Consider the following 16,725-nt stretch of genomic DNA (forward strand, 5'->3'; position numbering starts at 1 on the left):
TTCCAATGACAACAAAAAGGCCGGTGTCCACGCAGACACCCGCCAACTGAGGACTTGCCCATGCGCCAGGATCACCAACAAGACTGCATCGAAGTGCTTATCGAAAAGGCCCGTGACGGTCAGATCAACCGTCGCACCTTCATTCAGGCCATGGGCCTGCTGGCTGCGGTGCCATTGGCGCTGCGCAGCGGCATCAGCTGGTCGGCGGACAAACCGCTGGTGGTGGTCAACTGGGGTGGCGATGCTCTCAACGCGTTCCGCTCGGCGTGGACCGACACTTTCACCAAGAACACCGGCATCCAGGTGCGCATCGACGGCGCCGGCCCGACCGAGGGCGCAATCCGCTCGCAACTGGCCAGCGGTCAACCAAGCTGGGACGTGGTCGACGTCGAGAGCTACAGCGCCATCGTGCTGGGCCGGGAAAAGATCCTGCAGCCGCTGGACTACAACGTGATCAAGCGCGATCAAGTGGCCCCGGCGCTCTCCTCCGATTTCGGCATCGCCAGCTACCAGTTCAGCTATGTCATGGCCTGGGACAGCGCAAAATTCGGCGACAACGGGCCCAAGACATGGGCCGATTTCTGGGACGTGAAGAAATTCCCCGGCAAGCGCACGCTGTACAAATGGATGAACGGCATGCTCGAAGCGGCGCTCCTGGCCGACGGAGTTCCGGCCGATCAGCTGTACCCGCTGGACGTGCCGAGGGCGATGAAGAAGATCGACGAGATCAAACCTCACGTCCTGTCGTTCTGGAGCTCGGGGGCCGAGAGTCAGCAATTGATGGTCGACGGCGAAGTGTCGGTGGGCGCGATCTGGCACACCCGCGCCAAGCTGCTCAGCGAAGACACCGACAACCGCGTGCGCTGGAGCTTCGACAACGGCTTTATCAATTCCAGCAGCTGGGCCGTGCTGAACGGTAACCCGGGCGGCACTCAACCGACCATGCAGTTCATCCAGCAAGCCTTGCAACCCGAAGGCCAGCTCAAGCTGTTTGAATTGCTGGGCAACGGCCCGTCGAACAGCGCCACGGAAAAACTGATGTCGGCCAAGCAACTGGAAGGCAACTGTGCGTCCGAAGACAATCTGAAAAAACAGATCGCTCTCAACGCCCAGTGGTACGCCGACAACTACTCCAAAGCCCTGGAAGAGTACCTGACACGGTTGTCCAAGTGAGCCTGTGACCATGACTACCACCCTGACCTCAACCCTGACCACCCCCAAGCCCCGCTTCAGCTCGCCGGGCCTGGAGCGCGGCCTGCTGCTGTTCCCGCTGCCGGTGTTGCTGTTGGTCTTCTACGTGCTGCCGTTTCTCGGCGTGGTCGGCTGGAGCTTCTCGCTGCCTACTCCGGGCATCGAGCAGTACCAGCGCATCGCCACGGACCCTGCGATCCACGAAATGCTCTGGCGCACCTTGCGCCTGTGTCTGACCGTCAGTGGCCTGGCCCTGATGATCGGTTACCTGCTGGCGTACTGCTGGGTGTTCAGCCCGCCGTTCTGGCAGCGCGTGGTGGAGATCTGCATCTTCATCCCGTTCTGGATTTCCGTGCTGGTACGGGCCTTTGGCTGGTTGATCGCCCTGCGCAGCAACGGCGTGCTCAATAACGGTTTGATGGGCATGGGCCTGATCGATCAACCGCTGCAACTGAGCCGCAATGAAATCGGCGTGGTCATCGGCATGCTCCACGTGATGATCCCGTACGCGGTGTTCCCGCTGCTGTCGACCATGCGTCAACTCGACCAACGTGTGCTCATGGCCTCGCGCGGCTTGGGGGCCGGTGCCTTGCGTACCTTCTGGCAAGTGCTGCTGCCGCAGACCCTGCCGGGCATTCTGGGCGCGTTCATCATGGTCTTCGTGTTTTGCCTGGGCTTCTTCATCACCCCGGTGCTGTTGGGTGGCGGGCAAACGGTGATGATCGCCGAGTATGTGTTCCTGCAAATGTTCCAGACCAGCAACTGGGGCCTGGGCGCGGCACTGAGCGTGGTGTTGCTGGCCCTGGTCAGCGCGCTGATCTGGGTGCTGTTGAAAATGACCCGCGTCAACCGACTGGTAGGCTGAGATCACTATGAATACCCATCGCACAAGCCTGAGTACGCGGCTGCTGGCCGTGGTCGCCATGGCCTTCATGCTGTTCCCGCTGCTGACGGTCATTCCGGTGTCGTTCACCAGCAAACGCTTCCTGTCGATGCCCGAAGGCAACTGGTCGCTGCGCCACTACGAAGCGCTGGTGAGCAACCCGGACTGGTTCCACGCCATCAGCCAGAGCCTGACCATCGCCTTCGCCACCAGCGTCATCGCCACCTTGCTGGCCGCCAGTTTCAGCCTCGGTATCTGGTACATGCGCTCCAAATGGGCCACGGCCCTGATCGGCCTGGTGCTGTTGCCAATGGCGATCCCGCCGGTGATCTCCGCGCTGGTGCTGTACTTCATGGAAACCAAGCTCGGTCGCTTCGCGCCGGGCATGGGCTACGACACCCTGACCGGCGTGGTGATTGCCCACGTGATCATGGTGGTGCCATACGGCGTAGTGACCATGCTGGTGGCCCTCAGCCAGATCGACCGGCGTATCGAACTGGCCTCGCGCAACCTTGGCGCCAGCCTGATGCAGACCACATTCATGGTGATCCTGCCGAACCTGAAGTTGGGTCTGGCCTCCACCGCGCTGTTGGGTTTCGCCCTGTCCTGGGAAGAAGTGGCGGTCACGCTGTTCATCACCAGCGTCAACGTCGACACCCTGCCCAAGCGCATCTGGAGCGGCTTGCGCGATAACGTCGACCCGAGCGTCGCGGCGATTTCGGTGTTGCTGATCAGCCTGACCTTGCTGGTACTGATCGGCCGGTTGGTGGTTCAGCATCTGGCGGACAAGCGCGCGCAGAAACTCCTGCATCCTTGACTGAATACGCGCCCCTGTAGGAGCTGCCGCAGGCTGCGATCTTTTGATCCTGATTTTTCAAGATCAAAAGATCGCAGCCTGCGGCAGCTCCTACAGGGGCTTCGTCTATTGGGCCGTGACAACGCCGCCCCGGTCCAATAGATTAGGCGACCTGAAAAAGCCGCCGGGCTTTCTCGCCCCTATTCAAGTTATAGAAGTAGTGAAATTTCAATGTCCGATTCCAACACCGCTGAAACCGTAGTCACCTTGTCGTCCAAAGCGGAATACGAAAACTCCATCAATCTTTCACAACACGTACCCCAGGCAAAAACCATCAGCGAGATGGTGCTGGACGCTTTCCAGTCCACCCGCGAAAGCGACCAGATCCGCGAACTGCGTGCCGCGATCCGCCAGGCCCACGACAGCTTCGACGATGACAAAGCCTACGAACTGATGGGCCAGCTCAAGCAACTCAAGGACGCCGAGGCTGCCGACATCGCCGCCCTCGAAGACCTGAGCAGCAAATTCCCGATCAGCCGCATCCTGTCCAGCTTCAAGGACGACCCGGCGTTCCAGGAAATCGTCTACGGCCTGGCCCTGAAAGTACTGAACCAGACCCACCAGGCCATCAGCAACCCGAGCGGCGGCAAGGGCAAAGCCGCCAAGGCAAAGAAAGAAGTCGAAGTGTTCACCATCAGCAAGGACGGCATGAGCGTCACCCTGCCGTTGCGCACCCCGCGCTCGCGCCTGAACGTCGACCGTGAAGCCCTGGAATTCCTCGGTTTCACCTTCGTTGGCGAAGGCGACGAAGCTGAACTGGAAAGCGAGACGTTCCTGGACAACAGCGGTGCCGAACTGGCCGTCAACCGCAAGAACATCATCACCGCCCTGCAACAGCAGACCGCGTTCGACGGTTATTCCATCGCCGCACAGTAAGGCAACCTCGCCACACTGTCCTCAGCGCCCCCTAAAGAGCCCCGCCATCAGAGCGGGGCTTTTTATTGCCCGTGATTCGGGCAAAACCGCGATTACTCTTCCAGTATCGACGCAGAACACCACTTCCCTTCACCCATGAGCACCACGGGTCCGCCTGCGGGGAGCGTCAACTCACTTTCCAGCCCAGACCTCAGTGGTGCAACTGCCGAGGTCGTCATGAACACGCCCCCCTTGTATCGCCAGCTGGCCAACCACTACCTGGACGCTATCCGCAGCGGCACCCTGAAAACCGGTGAACGCCTGCCCTCGATCCGCTTGATGATGGAAAAACACGCCGTCAGCCTGTCGACCGCCGTGCAGGTATGCCGGGAACTGGAAGACTGCGGTGTGCTGGAAGCCCGGCCGCGCTCCGGCAACTACATTCGCCAGCCCGACACCCTGCCCAGGCCCGCCCCGATTGCCCTGGCGCCGGCGCTGGATACCCGCGCGTATGTCGGCATTCATGAACAGGTCTGCGCGGTGCTCAAGGCCAGCCAGCGCGCGACGATCAAGGTCAACTTCGCCAGCGCCTATTGCGCACCTGAGCTTTACCCACTGAAGACCTTGCAAGACAACATGATCAAGGCCCTGCGCAACGACACCTGCCTGATCGGCGCAGCGGGCGGCGCCTGCGGCAACAGTGCATTGCGCAGCATCCTGGCCCGGCGGGCACTGGCCAGCAAGACCCACCTGGCCCCCGAGCGGATCGTGATCACCAACGGCGCCACCGAAGCGATCAACCTGGCCTTGCGCGCGGTCACCTGCCCCGGCGACACCGTGGCCGTGGAGTCCCCGACCTTCTACGGCCTGCTACAAATTCTCGAAAGCCTGAACCTGCGCGTGCTGGAAGTCCCGGCCTCGGCCCATGCCGGGCTCAATCTGCAGGCCCTGCAACGGCTGTTGCAAGGCCCCGAACGGATCAAGGCGCTGATCGTCATCCCCAACCTGCAAAACCCGTTGGGCAGCATCATGCCCGACGCCAACAAGGCCCGGCTGGTGAAACTGTGTGCAGAGCACAACACCGTGCTGATCGAGGACGACACCTACGGCGACCTGGTGGACACCGAGCGGCCGCTGTCCACGCTCAAACATTGGGATAGCACCGACAACGTGATTTATTGCGCCTCGCTGAACAAAACCCTGGCACCGGGCATGCGCCTGGGCTGGATCAGCGCCGGCAAATGGCACGACCGCGTGGAGATGCTCAAGCATGCGCAATCGCGGGGGTGCGAGGCGTTATCGCAACTGGCGGCCAACGAATTCATGCGTACACCCTCCTACGAACGCTACCTGCGGCGCTTGAGGAAAACCCTGACCCAACAACGTCAACAGATGAGCGAGGCGATTATTCGTTACTTCCCCCTCGGCACCCGCGTGACCAACCCCCAGGGCGGCACGCTGTTATGGGTGGAACTGCCTCGCCGGCATTCGTCCATGGCGTTGTTTCATGATGCGTTGAACGTCGGTATCCAGATTTCGCCTGGGGATATCTTTTCCAATGCCAATCGCTTCGATCACTTTGTGCGCATAGGCTGTGGCACGCCGTATACGCCGCGGATTGATGAGGCTTTGCAGACGTTGGGCCAAATCCTGAAAAAACAGGGTTGACCACGAACCTGTGGGAGCGGGCTTGCTCGCGAAAGCGTTGTGTCAGACACATCAATGTTGAATGTGCTGACGCCTTCGCGAGCAAGCCCGCTCCCACAGGTTTTTGGGGTGGGGTTCAGATCGGGGGTTGGTGCAGGCAAATGATATGTGGGTCGTCATTCCAGTGCGGGAAACGCTCGGCGATCAGTGGGTCGTGGCCGGGGATGACGTGGTCTTCGCTGTCGGCCAGGCGGTCGATCTCGGTGAAGGCTTCGAGGGTCTGCGCCAGGTCATCGAGAATCGGAAACGGACTGCGCTCGCGAATGTTGACCCACAAATGCGCGGCATCCGAGGCCAGCACAATCCAGCCGCGTCCGGTATTGACCCGTACCACCTGGCTGCCCGGCGTATGTCCGCCTACCGGATGCAGGGTCACGCCGGGAGCTACCTCGACAACACCGTTGTGTAAACGCATCCGCCCTTCGAACAGCGGCGGCAGTGCCGACATCACGTCCTCGACCTCGTAGGTTTTGTTCACCGTGCGATGGGCCATTTTCGGCCCGGTGCAGAAACGCAGTTCCGCTTCCTGCAAATGCACGGTCGCCTTCGGGAACAGTCCGAGGTTGCCGGCATGATCCCAGTGCAAATGGGTCAGGATCAGGTGATCGACCTCGGCCGGATCGATGTCCAGTTGCCGCAGGGATTCTTCCGGCAGGCGGTACATCTGGCGATTGCGCCGGTCCGCCGTGGCCGGTTGGAAGCAGGTGTCGACCACGATCACCTGCTGCTCATTGCGGATGATCCAGAAGTAGTAGTCCAGCGGCATCGGCGCATTCGGATCACCGCAGCAGGCATCGTAGAGAAAATTCTCCCTGGCGGTGCGCTGGGCGTTTGCGCCGACACGGATAGCGAACACTTCGTACACAGGAGCAGACATGGACACCTCCGGGTTCAGGCGGCCGCCGTGGTTTTGAGGGTCGGACGGAAATCGAAATCGATCTGGTCGCTGATGCCCAGGTCATGGGCCAACTTATGCAGACCGCTGTAGTCGCGCATGATGGTCGCGTTCTTGTTGCTCTCGAGGGTGTCGGCAATGATCAGCGCCGCATCCTCGACCCCGAGCTGCGTCAGAATCGCCTCCCACATCGAGTAGTCCTGAGCAATAAAAGCACTCAGCGCCACCGACAGGTTGCGTGCGAAAAATTCCCGCTGGATGGGCGGCATGTTCGCGTACATGACCTTGGACACTTCGGCCAGCACCTTGCTGTGGGCATATTCGTCACGATTGTGCAGCTCGGCCACCCGGCGGTTCTGCGGCTGGATGGTCTGGTCGTCTGCCAGCAAGTCCAGATAGGCGTTGACGCTGATCTCGGCCACCACCGCAAAAGTGATCGCCGCCAGATCCCGCTGCCATTGCTCGGGCAGTGCTTCCCGCTGGGCTTTCAGGCGCAGGTAGGTGACGGAGGGCGGCAAGTCCAGATCCTGATCCAGCGCCCGGTCCAGCTTTGTCCGCTCGATGGCGCGCAGGTGCATCAGCGTGTGGTAGTGCTCGTCGATCAGGGTCTGTTGCATGGCCTCGCGAAAATGCCAGTCATCCTTGCCCAGGTACTGATTGGCGATGACGCTCAGCGCCGGATTGACCACATGTTCTTCGGCTGTGACGGTGCGCAGGTTGTAGCCGATCCAGCCCCAGGTCACCACGCTGCTTTTGAGCTCGTCGCTCAAGGCCTGAAATTTCGGATGATGGAAGAACGGCACCATGCACTCCGGGTAGTCCGGGCGCGTCGGGTCGAATTCCTCGTTGACCTGTCCCCTGTCCGGCGAACACACCGTGGCGCGCTTGGTCCAGGCCTGATTGAGCCGCACGATCAGTTGATGATCGACCTGGGCGATCTCGATTGCTGTTTGCATGACGCGATACCTGTAAGACGCGTACCCGCCAAGGGGTACGCCAAAAGAATGAAGGGCGCCGGAAAAATCAGGCCAGCCAATAGCGGGTCAGGTTGCGCGCCGGGTCAGTGTAACGACTGCGGGCGTGGATCATTCGCCAATTGTCCCAAATCAACAGGCACCCGTCGGGAATCAGCACCGGAACGTTGTGCTCGACGAAATACGCTTCACCGAGCACGGCAAACCTGGCCAGCGGCGAGGTGCTGTTGGTCACCAGCGATTGCTGCAACGCTTCCTTGGGAGGGTTCACGTCGCCGTAGTGAAACTGGTTGTAGCTGAAGCGGAAAATATCCCCGTCTTGCGTAGGCGTGAGGATGTACTCCTTGACCCGCCGCTGTCCCGGCTCCCCCGGTTTGGCGGTGGCGACGAATTCTACCGGCGTGTCATCCAGCCACTCACGCAGTTCTGGCTCACTGCGCTCCAGGGACTTGAGAAACTCGTAACCGTCCACCAAACCGGTGTGCCCGCCACCGCACCTGGCCTGTTTATGGCAATGCAATGCCAGGTAGCGCGGCGGCGGCCCGTACACCGGCGCTTCGGTGTGCGGGCCAATGCCGTTCATGCTCTGGGAATACGGCAAGTCTTCGTAACCCGGCTTGCGGGTAATGGCAAAGGCCATCTGGCCGTTGAACTGCGGAATGATCGGGCCGAACTCGCGCAAGGTGCCTACGACATCATCGGAAAATTCGTCCGGGGTCAGCACCGTCCAGCCCAACGTCGACAGTTCTTCATGACGATGGCCGAGCGAAATGCAAGGTTGAGACGCAACAATCCCTTGGTCTGACATGGTGAGATTCCTGGCGGGTTAACCGGCGTTGACGGTGGAGGTGTAGGCGGCGATGAAGTCGCGGCAGGCGTCACCCGGTCGGTAACGTTGCCCATCGATGCTCTGCACCGGGGTGATTTCGGCGGCGGTGCCGGTGAGAAAACACTCGTCGAAGTCGCCAAGCTCTGTAGGCAAAATCGTGCGTTCGACCACCTGGTAGTCCAGGGCCTTGGCCAGTTCGATCACCGTCTGGCGGGTGATGCCATTGAGAAAGCAATCCGGTGCCGGTGTGTGCAGCGTCCGGCCTTTGACGAAGAACACATTGGCACTGGTGGCTTCGGCAACATGGCCGCGCCAGTCGAGCATCAGCGCATCGTGGTAGCCATTGTTCTCGGCGTCGTGCTTGCTCAGCGTGGCGATCTGGTAGTGCCCGGAGGCCTTGGCTTCGAACGGACTGCTACTCGGCGGCGGACGACGCCAGGTCGCGGTCTTCAAACGGATGCCGGCCATGCGCGCCGCCGGGTCGAAATAGCTCGGCCACTGCCAACACGCGATGGCCAGGTGCACACGGTTGAAACGCGCCGAGGTGGAAATCATCTCGCTGCCGCGCCAGGCCACCGGGCGCAGGTAGCCTTCAACGACCTTGTTGCGTTGCAGCAGCTCATGGCTGGCCGCTTCCAGTTCAGCCAGCCCATAGGGGATGGCAAAATCCATCAGTTGCGCCGAGCGATACAAGCGCTCGCTGTGTTCGCGCAGCTTGAAGATCCTGCCGTTGTAGACCCGCTCGCCTTCGTACACGGTACTCGCGTAATGCAGGCCATGGGTCAGCACATGCAACTGCGCCTGGGACCACTCGACGAACTCGCCGTCGAGCCAGATAACGCCCTCGCGTTGATCAAACGGGATACTGCTCATATCCATATCTCCCCATTGTTCATGAATTTTCCTACGCCGTTTCCAGCAACACGGGTATCAATTCCGGCACGGCGGTGAGCTCGGTCTGAAAGAAGAACGCACGCTCGCCGAAAGCCGGTTGCAGGTCGTCGAACCAGGTCACCTGTGGATCGAAGCGCGCGTAGAACGTGCGCAACACCCATTGCGGATCGCGGGCCTGGAGGAACTGCAGGACGAACACCTTTTCCCCGGCGACGGTCTCGATGCCGTTGATCAACACCTTGCCGTAGAAGGTGCTCATGGACGGCCCGCGCACCGTGCGCGCAAGCCCCGACACCGTGCGGTACGCCGCCTGGAAGATCTCGAAGGCCCGGGCCAGCGGCATTGCGAAATAATGGCTGGGGCCGGTGTCACGTTCGACGAACATGTAATAAGGCACGGCCCCAAGCCGCACTCCCTCAGTCCACAACGCGGCCCAGTCGGCGGGGTTTTCGTTGATATGGCGGATCACCGGCGCCTGCATGCGCACCGTCGCGCCCGTCGAGCGAATGCGCTCGATGGCCTGGCGGGCAATGACCTGGCGGATCTCCACCGGGTGGTTGTAGTGGCCCATGATCGACAGGTTTTTCCCCGCCGCGACGATGCGTCGGAACAGCTCCAGCAGCTCAGGCGCATCCTTGTCGCTGACAAAACGCTGGGGCCAGTACGCCACGGACTTGGTGCCGATGCGGATGTTCTTCAGGTGTGGCAACGCCAGCAGCGGCTCGATGTAACCGGCCAGGGAGCGGGTGTTCATGATCATCGGGTCGCCGCCGGTAATCAGCACGTCGGTCACTTCGGTATGCACCCTCAGGTAACTGACCAGCTCCCGGGATTCGCGGGCATTGAACTTGAGTTCTTCCTCGCCGATGAACTGCGCCCAGCGGAAACAGAAGGTGCAGTACGCGTGACAGGTCTGACCGGCACCGGGGAAAAACAGCACGGTCTCGCGATACTTGTGCTGGATGCCCGGCAGGACTTTGCCGTTGAGGGTGGCAACGTTGTGGGTCAACTGCCCGGCCGGATGCGGGTTCATGCGCCGCCAGATCGCCTCGATCCGCCGCTTGATCGCCGCGCTGTCATCCAGCTCGATCAATTGCTTGAGCGAGGCATACTCCTCCGCCAGTAACATGTCCTTATGGGGGAAAGTCATGCGAAAAATCGGGTCGTCCGGAATGTTGTTCCAGTCGATCAGCGTGCCCAACACGTATTCGTTGGTGCGAAACGGCATGACCCGGGCCACCACGGTCATCGCCTCCTGCAACGCCGGCGTCAGCTTGTGCCAGTAAGGTGTGTCGCGGATGGTGCGTGAGTTATAGGGTTTGTAGCGTTCGTGCTCCGACAGTCCTTGCATGACCGCGCTCCTGGTGATTGCCCTGAGTGTTGTTACGCGATGGCCGGCGCTTTGCGCTCTATGTCCATCCATGCCCGGACGCTGTCGCGATCCCACTGGCGACGTACATACGCCGCGAGCCGCGCCGGCACCGGATCGCCGTTGGCAACCAGTCGGTTGAGCATGATTGCCAGGTCGGTGTCGGCAATGCTCCAGTCACCGAACAGATGCTCGGCGCCCTCTTCCAGCAAATGCTCGGCGACGAAGAACAGGCGCTCGACGGCGGTTTGGGCCTCGTCGGACAGCGCGGTGTTTTTCTTGCCGAAGTACACCAGGTCAAACGGCCGCTCCTTGCGCACCACCAGCAAGTCACTGCGCAACCAAGCCTGCAATTGACGGGCACGGCCGCGCTGCCGGAGGTCCTGCGGGTAGAGCTTTTTATGCCCCGGGGAGAGTTCATCGAGGTATTCGGCAATCGCCGATGATTCCGACAAGGCAAAATTATCGTGAACTAACGTTGGAATCTTGCAGGTCAGCGAAAGATCGCGATAACTCGCCAAATAGTTTTCGCGCGCTTTCAGATCAATACTAACAAGTTCAAATGAAAGTTGCTTTTCCTTGAGCGCCACAAAAGCCGACATCGCAAAAGCGCTGACATAGTCTGCGCCGACATACAGTTTTAGCTTCCTGTTTTCCATAGAACACTCCATTGACCAACTGCAGGGATTGACGTGCATTGGAAGTGATCGTAGTTAGTTGGATCAAAGCTGGATAGATACAGAATTTGCCCGTTTCAATCGATACAGAAATTTGGTTCCCACCGACAGACACACAACCAAAACCCCGGCAACAACGTTGCAAAAAGCGATACAGGGGGCAGGTCTTGAAAACAAAAAAAGGGAGCCGACGAAGGTGGGCTCCCTGGGCGTTTGCGGGGGGAAATTACGCCTGGGTGGTGATCAGGCCATGGCTGTCGGCGAAGTTCGAGAGCAGCGCCATTTGCGGCATGTTGCTCATGTTCAGCATCGCCAGTGGCTCGTGTTTGCTGGTGTTGACGAAGCCGTGTCTGGTCCACGCCGGTACCAGCAACACGTCGCCATTGTTGACGTTGACCCCGTCGGCATCGCCGAGGGTCAACACGCCACTGCCACACTGGATGACAAACAGGTGCCACCAGGAATGGGCATGACCGTTGAGCGTCACACCGGGGTTCAGCCATTGCATGGCGATCGCCATGCCAGGTGTCACCTCACAGCCTTCAATGCTCTTGTCGTGAGCCAATGCGACAATATCAATGTCGCTGGCTTCAAGGGCCTGACGCATACCCGCCAGTTCGGTGCCTTTCCACACTTTGGCACTTACCGCTTGATGGTGCAGGCTCTGACGAAAGTCCTTATATGAAAAAAACGCACCTTGAAAGTTATCCATTCGCACGCCCTTTCTTTTTATTCCCCATACTTTAGCGCTAAACCTTAAGTTAACGGTTCAGCGCTGTAAAGCCGGGGGAATAATTTATAAAACCGATGGACGCAAGGCGGCGATCATGTCCACTTCTATCGCCGCATTCTTGGGTAACTGATACACACCTATCGTGGTGCGTGTATGTTTACCGGCATCGCCCAGCACATGGCTGAACACATCCGAGGCGCCGTTGGCCACTTCGCTTAAATCGACAAAGTCCGCCGTGGACTTCACATAGACCGTGACCCGGATCAATGACTTGATCTTGTCCAGCGAACCAATGGCATCGACGATCAGCGCCAGGCCGCGCATCGCACTGATGCTGGCCGCCGCTTGCGCATCGGCCATGTTGAGGTCCAGCCCGACCCGGCCGGGGTAATGGATCTTGCCGTTCATGCGCGGCACCAGGCCACTGATGTAAAGCTCATCGTGATGACGGATCAGCGGCGCGTAATGCCCGCCTGCTGTGTTTTCGCCGTAGATGTCATAACCGAACTCTTTGGCCAGGGCGATGAAGCGTTCATCGCAGGTCATGTGCTGGATCATTGATCGAACCCTCTTGATCAGTAATGCAAAAAACGGGTGCTTGCGGGCTCAGCCCACGGCGCGGGTGGCCGGTGCCGGGCAAGTCACCTCGATGCGTGACTCAATCGCCTCGGCCAGACGCAACAGGTCGTTGCTCAGTTGCCCGTAGCGTTCGTTGAACAGCACGATGTGGCCGATGAATGAGAAGTTGTCCTTGATCTGCGCGCTGACCGAGTCACCGACACGCTTGGCGTACTGCCCTTCCACCAGGTCGATACGCAGGGCGCGGGCCAGGGCCTCGATGTCTGGCGTCGCGCGCAGGATGCCGCCTGTCGGCGCCCTGAGCAGGCGAATGCCGCAGTAACCGCGGGCCACTGGCTCATGCTGTTCGGTCCGGCCTTCTACCGCCCAGCGCACCCAGCGTTCCCACGGATCGAAATTGACGAAGGCTCGTTTGGCCAGGTCCCAGATGTGCATGCCGCCGGGGCGCATGTTGGTCTCCACGGCGGAAGTCAGGTTGTCGCTACGCAGGAACACTTCGTTGTGCCAGGCGCCGTTGTCCCGGGACACCAGACCCGACATATGTCGACCGGCTGCCATCAAACGCGTCTGTACCTCAGTCGCAAGCGGTGCGGGCACGACTTGCTGGATCTCTGCGCGGTAGGCGCCTTCGGTGGTGGTTTTTTCCGTCACCCAGGTGCTGCCGGCCACGTAGTCCCAGCTGTATTCCCGGGCGTTCTGCACCAGCGCTTCAAGGACGATGCCGCCTTCGCGGTAAGGCTTCAGGGCCAGCCAGGCGTCATCGCATTCCGAAGGGTGATGGATGACGCGACAGCCCCGGCTGGCGCCTTCGCAGGCCGGTTTGATGAAGGCTTTGCCGCCCAGTTCAACGACGCGCTGGCGCAGTTCCGCCAGGCTTTCGACTCGTGCGGAAAACACCGGTCGGTATTCTTCTGGGGAGGTGCCGGCCGCCGCTTCGAGCCGGCGAAAGATCTGCTTGTCCAGCCCCGCCCGCGCTTCGTCCGGGGTAATGCCCGGCAGGCCGAAGTGGCTGGCCAGCGCTGCACCAAGCAGCACGCCGCGATCGGAGAATGGCAGTACGCCGATCAGTTTCCAGTTGTCGGCATTCAGACACCCCACCACCAGTTCAAGGGACGCCGCCACATCTTTTTCGGCCAGCGAAGTGCTGCAGACGTGATCGGCCACCTGGTCGTCATGGGGCTGAATTTTCTCGACCAGCAGGATGAGCCTGGCGTTGTAGAGCGACTTGCACAGCTCGCGCAGTTTCTGGATATCGTGAACCCGATTGCCGTTGTAACCGACCACTACTACGCATGAAGTCGTATTCATTAATGCCCCCGACCTGCAAAGTGAAAACCGCAACGGCGATGACTCAGTCATGCAACGACGCATTGGATTTACGGTTGAGCCAGTACCAGGCCAGGATCCCTCCGGCACCGATAACGGCCAGCACCAGCGCGTTGTAGGGCGCAGGCACCACCCGCATGATCAACACCGTCAACCCGGCCCCGACACCCAGGGACACTTCCTTGACGAACATGTTGTTCTGCTTGACCGAGAAGTAATCGAGATAGCTGAACGCGCATTCGGCGATGGACAGCAGCGCCACCCAGATCAACGCCCCGGCGAGGGTTTCGACGTGGAACGCGGCGGGCGAAGACAGCACGGCAAAGCCGCCGACGATGATCCCGATCACCGCCACGACCTTGAAGCGCCCGGTGCGCTCGATCAGCTTCATCACCGGCACCTGGGCAAACACCACCACGGCGCTGTTGAGGATCAGCATCAAGCCGTACCAGGCCGGCAGCTCGCCGGTCTTGAGCAGGATCGCCTGTGGCAGGATCGAGAACACCCCGAACAGCTTGATGCCCATGATGATGCCGGCGATCACCCACGGCAGTTTGTTGCCCCAGTTGCTGCCGACCTGATTGGCCGGGCGGGCCAGCACCGGTTCGGTGGTAAAAGTCGCGCCGAGGGCGATCGGCAGGCACAGCAACACGAACGCCGCCGCACCGAGGAAAAACATCGTAGGCGTGAGCAACGGCGACAGCAGGATCAAACCGGCCACCAGGCTGCCCATGTTCATGGCCACGCGGTTGTAGGCCGCGCCTTCCTTGGTCTGGGCCGCTTCGCTCTTGATCAGGTAACCGGCAATGGCAATGCCGTAGGCAAACAGTGCGGCAGCAAACATCACCATGCCCTGGTTACTGGTGATCGCAAGAAGCACCAGCCCGAGCCCTGCACACAGCAGCGTGACGCTCAGTGAACGACGGCCAAGCACCAGTAAAGTCAGGGGTAACAGCAGCAACAGGGCGCGATATCCAAGGGCCAGGATGCTGTTGGTGGCCGTGTCGAGCCAGACGTTGGCCTTGCCCAGCACCGCGAACAGCGAGACGGCGGTGATGATCCGGATCGTGAATAACCGCAGGTTTATGACCGGTTTGGCTACCGCGACCGTTGTTTCGACACTCATGCAGCACCTCAGGAACCGGGTGAACGCCCGCCGACAAAGGCCGACATTCAGAAAAGTCTGTAAGGGCATGGTAGAGAGAGAGGCTTGTCCTGATCAGGGCAAGTTCGTATAGAATCCAACGAACTTTACTGCCGGAGAGACCAGTAAAATGCAGGTTCAACGCGCAGTCATTGCCGCCATTGAATTCCAGCCCGGCGCGCCGCTGGTGCAGCAGATCGTCGATCAACTGACCCAGGCGATCAGTACCGGTGGCCTGCCCCACGGCGCCAAGCTGCCGCCGATTCGCGAACTCTCCGACTTGATGAACGTAGGCAAGTCCACGGTGGTCGATGCCTTGGACCGCATGCGGGCCAAGGGGCTGGTGGTGTCTCGCCAGGGCTCCGGACATTACGTGCATCGCTCCGAAGCGGCGCTGAAAAGTGGCACCGGCCCGGACCTGCAACCCCAGGACACCCTCAGCGTGATTCGTCGCGCCCTGCTGCTGGACAACGGCACGCTGCGTCCCGGCTGCGGTTTTCTGCCGACCTCGTGGCTACCCGCCGAAGAATTGCAGAAAGCCGTGCGCGCCACCCTGCGAGCAACATCGTTGCGCATGGGCGAGTACGGCGTGGCCGGCGGTTACTTGCCATTGCGTCAGGCCTTGCGGGTCAAGCTGGCCACCTTCGGCATCGAAGCGCCGGTGGACCAGATCATCACCACCGCCAACACCATGCAGGCCATCGACCTGCTGATGCGCCTGCTGGTCAAACCCGGCGACACCGTGCTGCTCGACGACCCTTGCTACTTCAACATGCACGCCAACCTGGCGTTGCACGGGGCCAAGGTCATCACCATCGCCCGGGATTGCGACGGCATGGACCTCGACGCTTTCGAGCAACTGCTGATCGCCCACAAACCCGTGCTGTACATGACCAACAGCACGCTGCATAACCCCACCGGCCACTCGTTCACCCCGGCCCAGGTCTACCGCTTGCTGGAGCTGAGTCACCGCCATGGCTTGCACATCGTCGAAGACGATCTGTACTGCGACATCCAGCAACGCCGCACCCCGCGCCTGGCGGCCAGCGGGCTGGACAATGTGAGTTATGTGTCGGGCTTCTCCAAGACCCTGACCGCCAACAGCCGCGTCAGCTACACCGTACTGTCACCGCAACTGGCTGCACGCATGGTCGCGCTGAAAATGGCCTGCGGCGGGGTGACGTCGGAACTGGCGGAGCAGATCACCTGCACCATGCTCAGCGACGGCAGCTATGCCAAGCATGCGCGGCGCACGGTGGACCGGTTGTATGAGTCCAATAGTCGTGTGGCCGGTTGGTTGGCGGAGGCTGGGTGCTCGCTTTCCTCGTTGCCCGGCGAAGGCGTGTTTATCTGGGCGCGGCTGCCAGACGGCTTGCACGCCGAGAACCTGGCTCGCCAAGGGCTGGAGAACAATATGGTATTGGCTCCGGGTACCTTGCTGAGCAAAGGGCCGAATGCCAGTCAGTTCCTGCGCTTCAACGTGGCGCACAGCGACAGCTTGCAGGTGCGCGAGCGGTTTTTCCGGTTGCTCGATAAACCACTTAAGTAACTGACTGCTCTCAATCCTGTGGGAGCGGGCTCGCCCGCGATGAGGCCGTCACATCCAGAATCAATGTCGCCTGACACACCGCCTTCGCGGGCAAGCCCGCTCCCACAAGAGGTCAGCGTCGTACATAAAATTGGCGGCACCACTGATCCAATGTGGGAGCGGGCTCGCCCGCGATGAGGCCGTCACATCCAGAATCAATGTCGCCTGACACACCGCCTTCGCGGGCAAGCCCGCTCCCACAAGAGGTCAGCGTCGTACATAAAA

General features: G+C 60.6%; 16 protein-coding genes. 6 read left to right on the forward strand and 10 right to left on the reverse strand.

The features are described from left to right. The first annotated feature begins 60 nt into the window (after positions 1–60). From AC07W4_RS01690 to AC07W4_RS01710, 5 genes are all read left to right on the forward strand, one after another. The gene (locus tag AC07W4_RS01690; protein ID WP_007984193.1) at positions 61–1,173 is read left to right on the forward strand and encodes an ABC transporter substrate-binding protein; all 1,113 of its coding nucleotides are present in this window, start codon (positions 61–63) and stop codon (positions 1,171–1,173) included. Positions 1,174–1,183: 10 nt separating this feature from the next. After that, positions 1,184–2,056, forward strand: coding sequence for an ABC transporter permease (locus tag AC07W4_RS01695; protein WP_495031276.1), 873 nt, complete (start codon positions 1,184–1,186; stop codon positions 2,054–2,056). 7 nt (positions 2,057–2,063) lie between these two features. Beyond that, positions 2,064–2,891: an ABC transporter permease gene (locus tag AC07W4_RS01700; RefSeq protein ID WP_015093575.1), complete on the forward strand. Its 828-nt coding sequence runs from the start codon at positions 2,064–2,066 to the stop codon at positions 2,889–2,891. Between the two features lie 210 nt (positions 2,892–3,101). Next, complete coding sequence (locus tag AC07W4_RS01705; RefSeq protein WP_495031277.1) at positions 3,102–3,806, forward strand: hypothetical protein; 705 nt, start codon at positions 3,102–3,104, stop codon at positions 3,804–3,806. Positions 3,807–4,022: 216 nt separating this feature from the next. Beyond that, entirely contained in the window at positions 4,023–5,453 is a 1,431-nt protein-coding gene (locus AC07W4_RS01710) for an aminotransferase-like domain-containing protein (protein ID WP_495031278.1), read from the forward strand. Between the two features lie 115 nt (positions 5,454–5,568). Here the strand turns inward: AC07W4_RS01710 and AC07W4_RS01715 are convergent, their stop codons facing one another. From AC07W4_RS01715 to AC07W4_RS01760, 10 genes are all read right to left on the reverse strand, one after another. Beyond that, on the reverse strand, positions 5,569–6,369 hold the full coding sequence (locus tag AC07W4_RS01715) for an N-acyl homoserine lactonase family protein (protein WP_495031279.1): 801 nt from the start codon (positions 6,367–6,369) through the stop codon (positions 5,569–5,571). 14 nt (positions 6,370–6,383) lie between these two features. After that, on the reverse strand, positions 6,384–7,343 hold the full coding sequence (locus tag AC07W4_RS01720) for a diiron oxygenase (protein WP_008046731.1): 960 nt from the start codon (positions 7,341–7,343) through the stop codon (positions 6,384–6,386). Between the two features lie 67 nt (positions 7,344–7,410). Further along, positions 7,411–8,169: a TauD/TfdA family dioxygenase gene (locus AC07W4_RS01725; RefSeq protein ID WP_495031280.1), complete on the reverse strand. Its 759-nt coding sequence runs from the start codon at positions 8,167–8,169 to the stop codon at positions 7,411–7,413. 18 nt (positions 8,170–8,187) lie between these two features. After that, entirely contained in the window at positions 8,188–9,063 is an 876-nt protein-coding gene (locus AC07W4_RS01730; RefSeq protein WP_495031281.1) for a branched-chain amino acid aminotransferase, read from the reverse strand. Positions 9,064–9,094: 31 nt separating this feature from the next. After that, entirely contained in the window at positions 9,095–10,435 is a 1,341-nt protein-coding gene (locus AC07W4_RS01735; RefSeq protein WP_495031282.1) for a KamA family radical SAM protein, read from the reverse strand. Positions 10,436–10,467: 32 nt separating this feature from the next. Next, positions 10,468–11,112 (reverse strand): glutathione transferase, encoded by a 645-nt coding sequence (gene yfcF / locus AC07W4_RS01740; protein ID WP_495031302.1) that lies wholly within the window; start codon positions 11,110–11,112, stop codon positions 10,468–10,470. A gap of 244 nt (positions 11,113–11,356) precedes the next feature. After that, complete coding sequence (locus tag AC07W4_RS01745; protein WP_495031283.1) at positions 11,357–11,842, reverse strand: cupin domain-containing protein; 486 nt, start codon at positions 11,840–11,842, stop codon at positions 11,357–11,359. A gap of 84 nt (positions 11,843–11,926) precedes the next feature. Further along, on the reverse strand, positions 11,927–12,421 hold the full coding sequence (locus tag AC07W4_RS01750; RefSeq protein WP_007986839.1) for a RidA family protein: 495 nt from the start codon (positions 12,419–12,421) through the stop codon (positions 11,927–11,929). A 48-nt stretch (positions 12,422–12,469) separates the two neighbouring features. After that, a complete protein-coding gene (locus tag AC07W4_RS01755; RefSeq protein ID WP_495031284.1) occupies positions 12,470–13,750 on the reverse strand; it encodes an ATP-grasp domain-containing protein in 1,281 nt (426 codons plus the stop codon). A 43-nt stretch (positions 13,751–13,793) separates the two neighbouring features. After that, on the reverse strand, positions 13,794–14,894 hold the full coding sequence (locus AC07W4_RS01760) for an MFS transporter (protein WP_495031285.1): 1,101 nt from the start codon (positions 14,892–14,894) through the stop codon (positions 13,794–13,796). Between the two features lie 148 nt (positions 14,895–15,042). Between AC07W4_RS01760 and AC07W4_RS01765 the strand changes: the two genes are divergently transcribed. Further along, positions 15,043–16,461 (forward strand): aminotransferase-like domain-containing protein, encoded by a 1,419-nt coding sequence (locus AC07W4_RS01765; protein WP_008046742.1) that lies wholly within the window; start codon positions 15,043–15,045, stop codon positions 16,459–16,461. The last annotated feature ends 264 nt before the right edge of the window (positions 16,462–16,725 follow it).

The sequence above is a fragment of the Pseudomonas sp. GW821-FHT02A08 genome (assembly GCF_059422045.1).

Bases quoted from the DNA above. Each gene is read 5' to 3' on its own strand.
- AC07W4_RS01750 (WP_007986839.1), bottom strand. From the start codon at position 12,421: ATGATCCAGCACATGACCTGCGATGAACGCTTCATCGCCCTGGCCAAA.
- AC07W4_RS01700 (WP_015093575.1), top strand. From the start codon at position 2,064: ATGAATACCCATCGCACAAGCCTGAGTACGCGGCTGCTGGCCGTGGTC.
- AC07W4_RS01720 (WP_008046731.1), bottom strand. From the start codon at position 7,343: ATGCAAACAGCAATCGAGATCGCCCAGGTCGATCATCAACTGATCGTG.
- AC07W4_RS01690 (WP_007984193.1), top strand. From the start codon at position 61: ATGCGCCAGGATCACCAACAAGACTGCATCGAAGTGCTTATCGAAAAG.
- yfcF (WP_495031302.1), bottom strand. From the start codon at position 11,112: ATGGAAAACAGGAAGCTAAAACTGTATGTCGGCGCAGACTATGTCAGC.
- AC07W4_RS01705 (WP_495031277.1), top strand. From the start codon at position 3,102: ATGTCCGATTCCAACACCGCTGAAACCGTAGTCACCTTGTCGTCCAAA.
- AC07W4_RS01735 (WP_495031282.1), bottom strand. From the start codon at position 10,435: ATGCAAGGACTGTCGGAGCACGAACGCTACAAACCCTATAACTCACGC.
- AC07W4_RS01725 (WP_495031280.1), bottom strand. From the start codon at position 8,169: ATGTCAGACCAAGGGATTGTTGCGTCTCAACCTTGCATTTCGCTCGGC.
- AC07W4_RS01755 (WP_495031284.1), bottom strand. From the start codon at position 13,750: ATGAATACGACTTCATGCGTAGTAGTGGTCGGTTACAACGGCAATCGG.
- AC07W4_RS01765 (WP_008046742.1), top strand. From the start codon at position 15,043: ATGCAGGTTCAACGCGCAGTCATTGCCGCCATTGAATTCCAGCCCGGC.
- AC07W4_RS01760 (WP_495031285.1), bottom strand. From the start codon at position 14,894: ATGAGTGTCGAAACAACGGTCGCGGTAGCCAAACCGGTCATAAACCTG.
- AC07W4_RS01710 (WP_495031278.1), top strand. From the start codon at position 4,023: ATGAACACGCCCCCCTTGTATCGCCAGCTGGCCAACCACTACCTGGAC.
- AC07W4_RS01745 (WP_495031283.1), bottom strand. From the start codon at position 11,842: ATGGATAACTTTCAAGGTGCGTTTTTTTCATATAAGGACTTTCGTCAG.
- AC07W4_RS01730 (WP_495031281.1), bottom strand. From the start codon at position 9,063: ATGAGCAGTATCCCGTTTGATCAACGCGAGGGCGTTATCTGGCTCGAC.
- AC07W4_RS01695 (WP_495031276.1), top strand. From the start codon at position 1,184: ATGACTACCACCCTGACCTCAACCCTGACCACCCCCAAGCCCCGCTTC.
- AC07W4_RS01715 (WP_495031279.1), bottom strand. From the start codon at position 6,369: ATGTCTGCTCCTGTGTACGAAGTGTTCGCTATCCGTGTCGGCGCAAAC.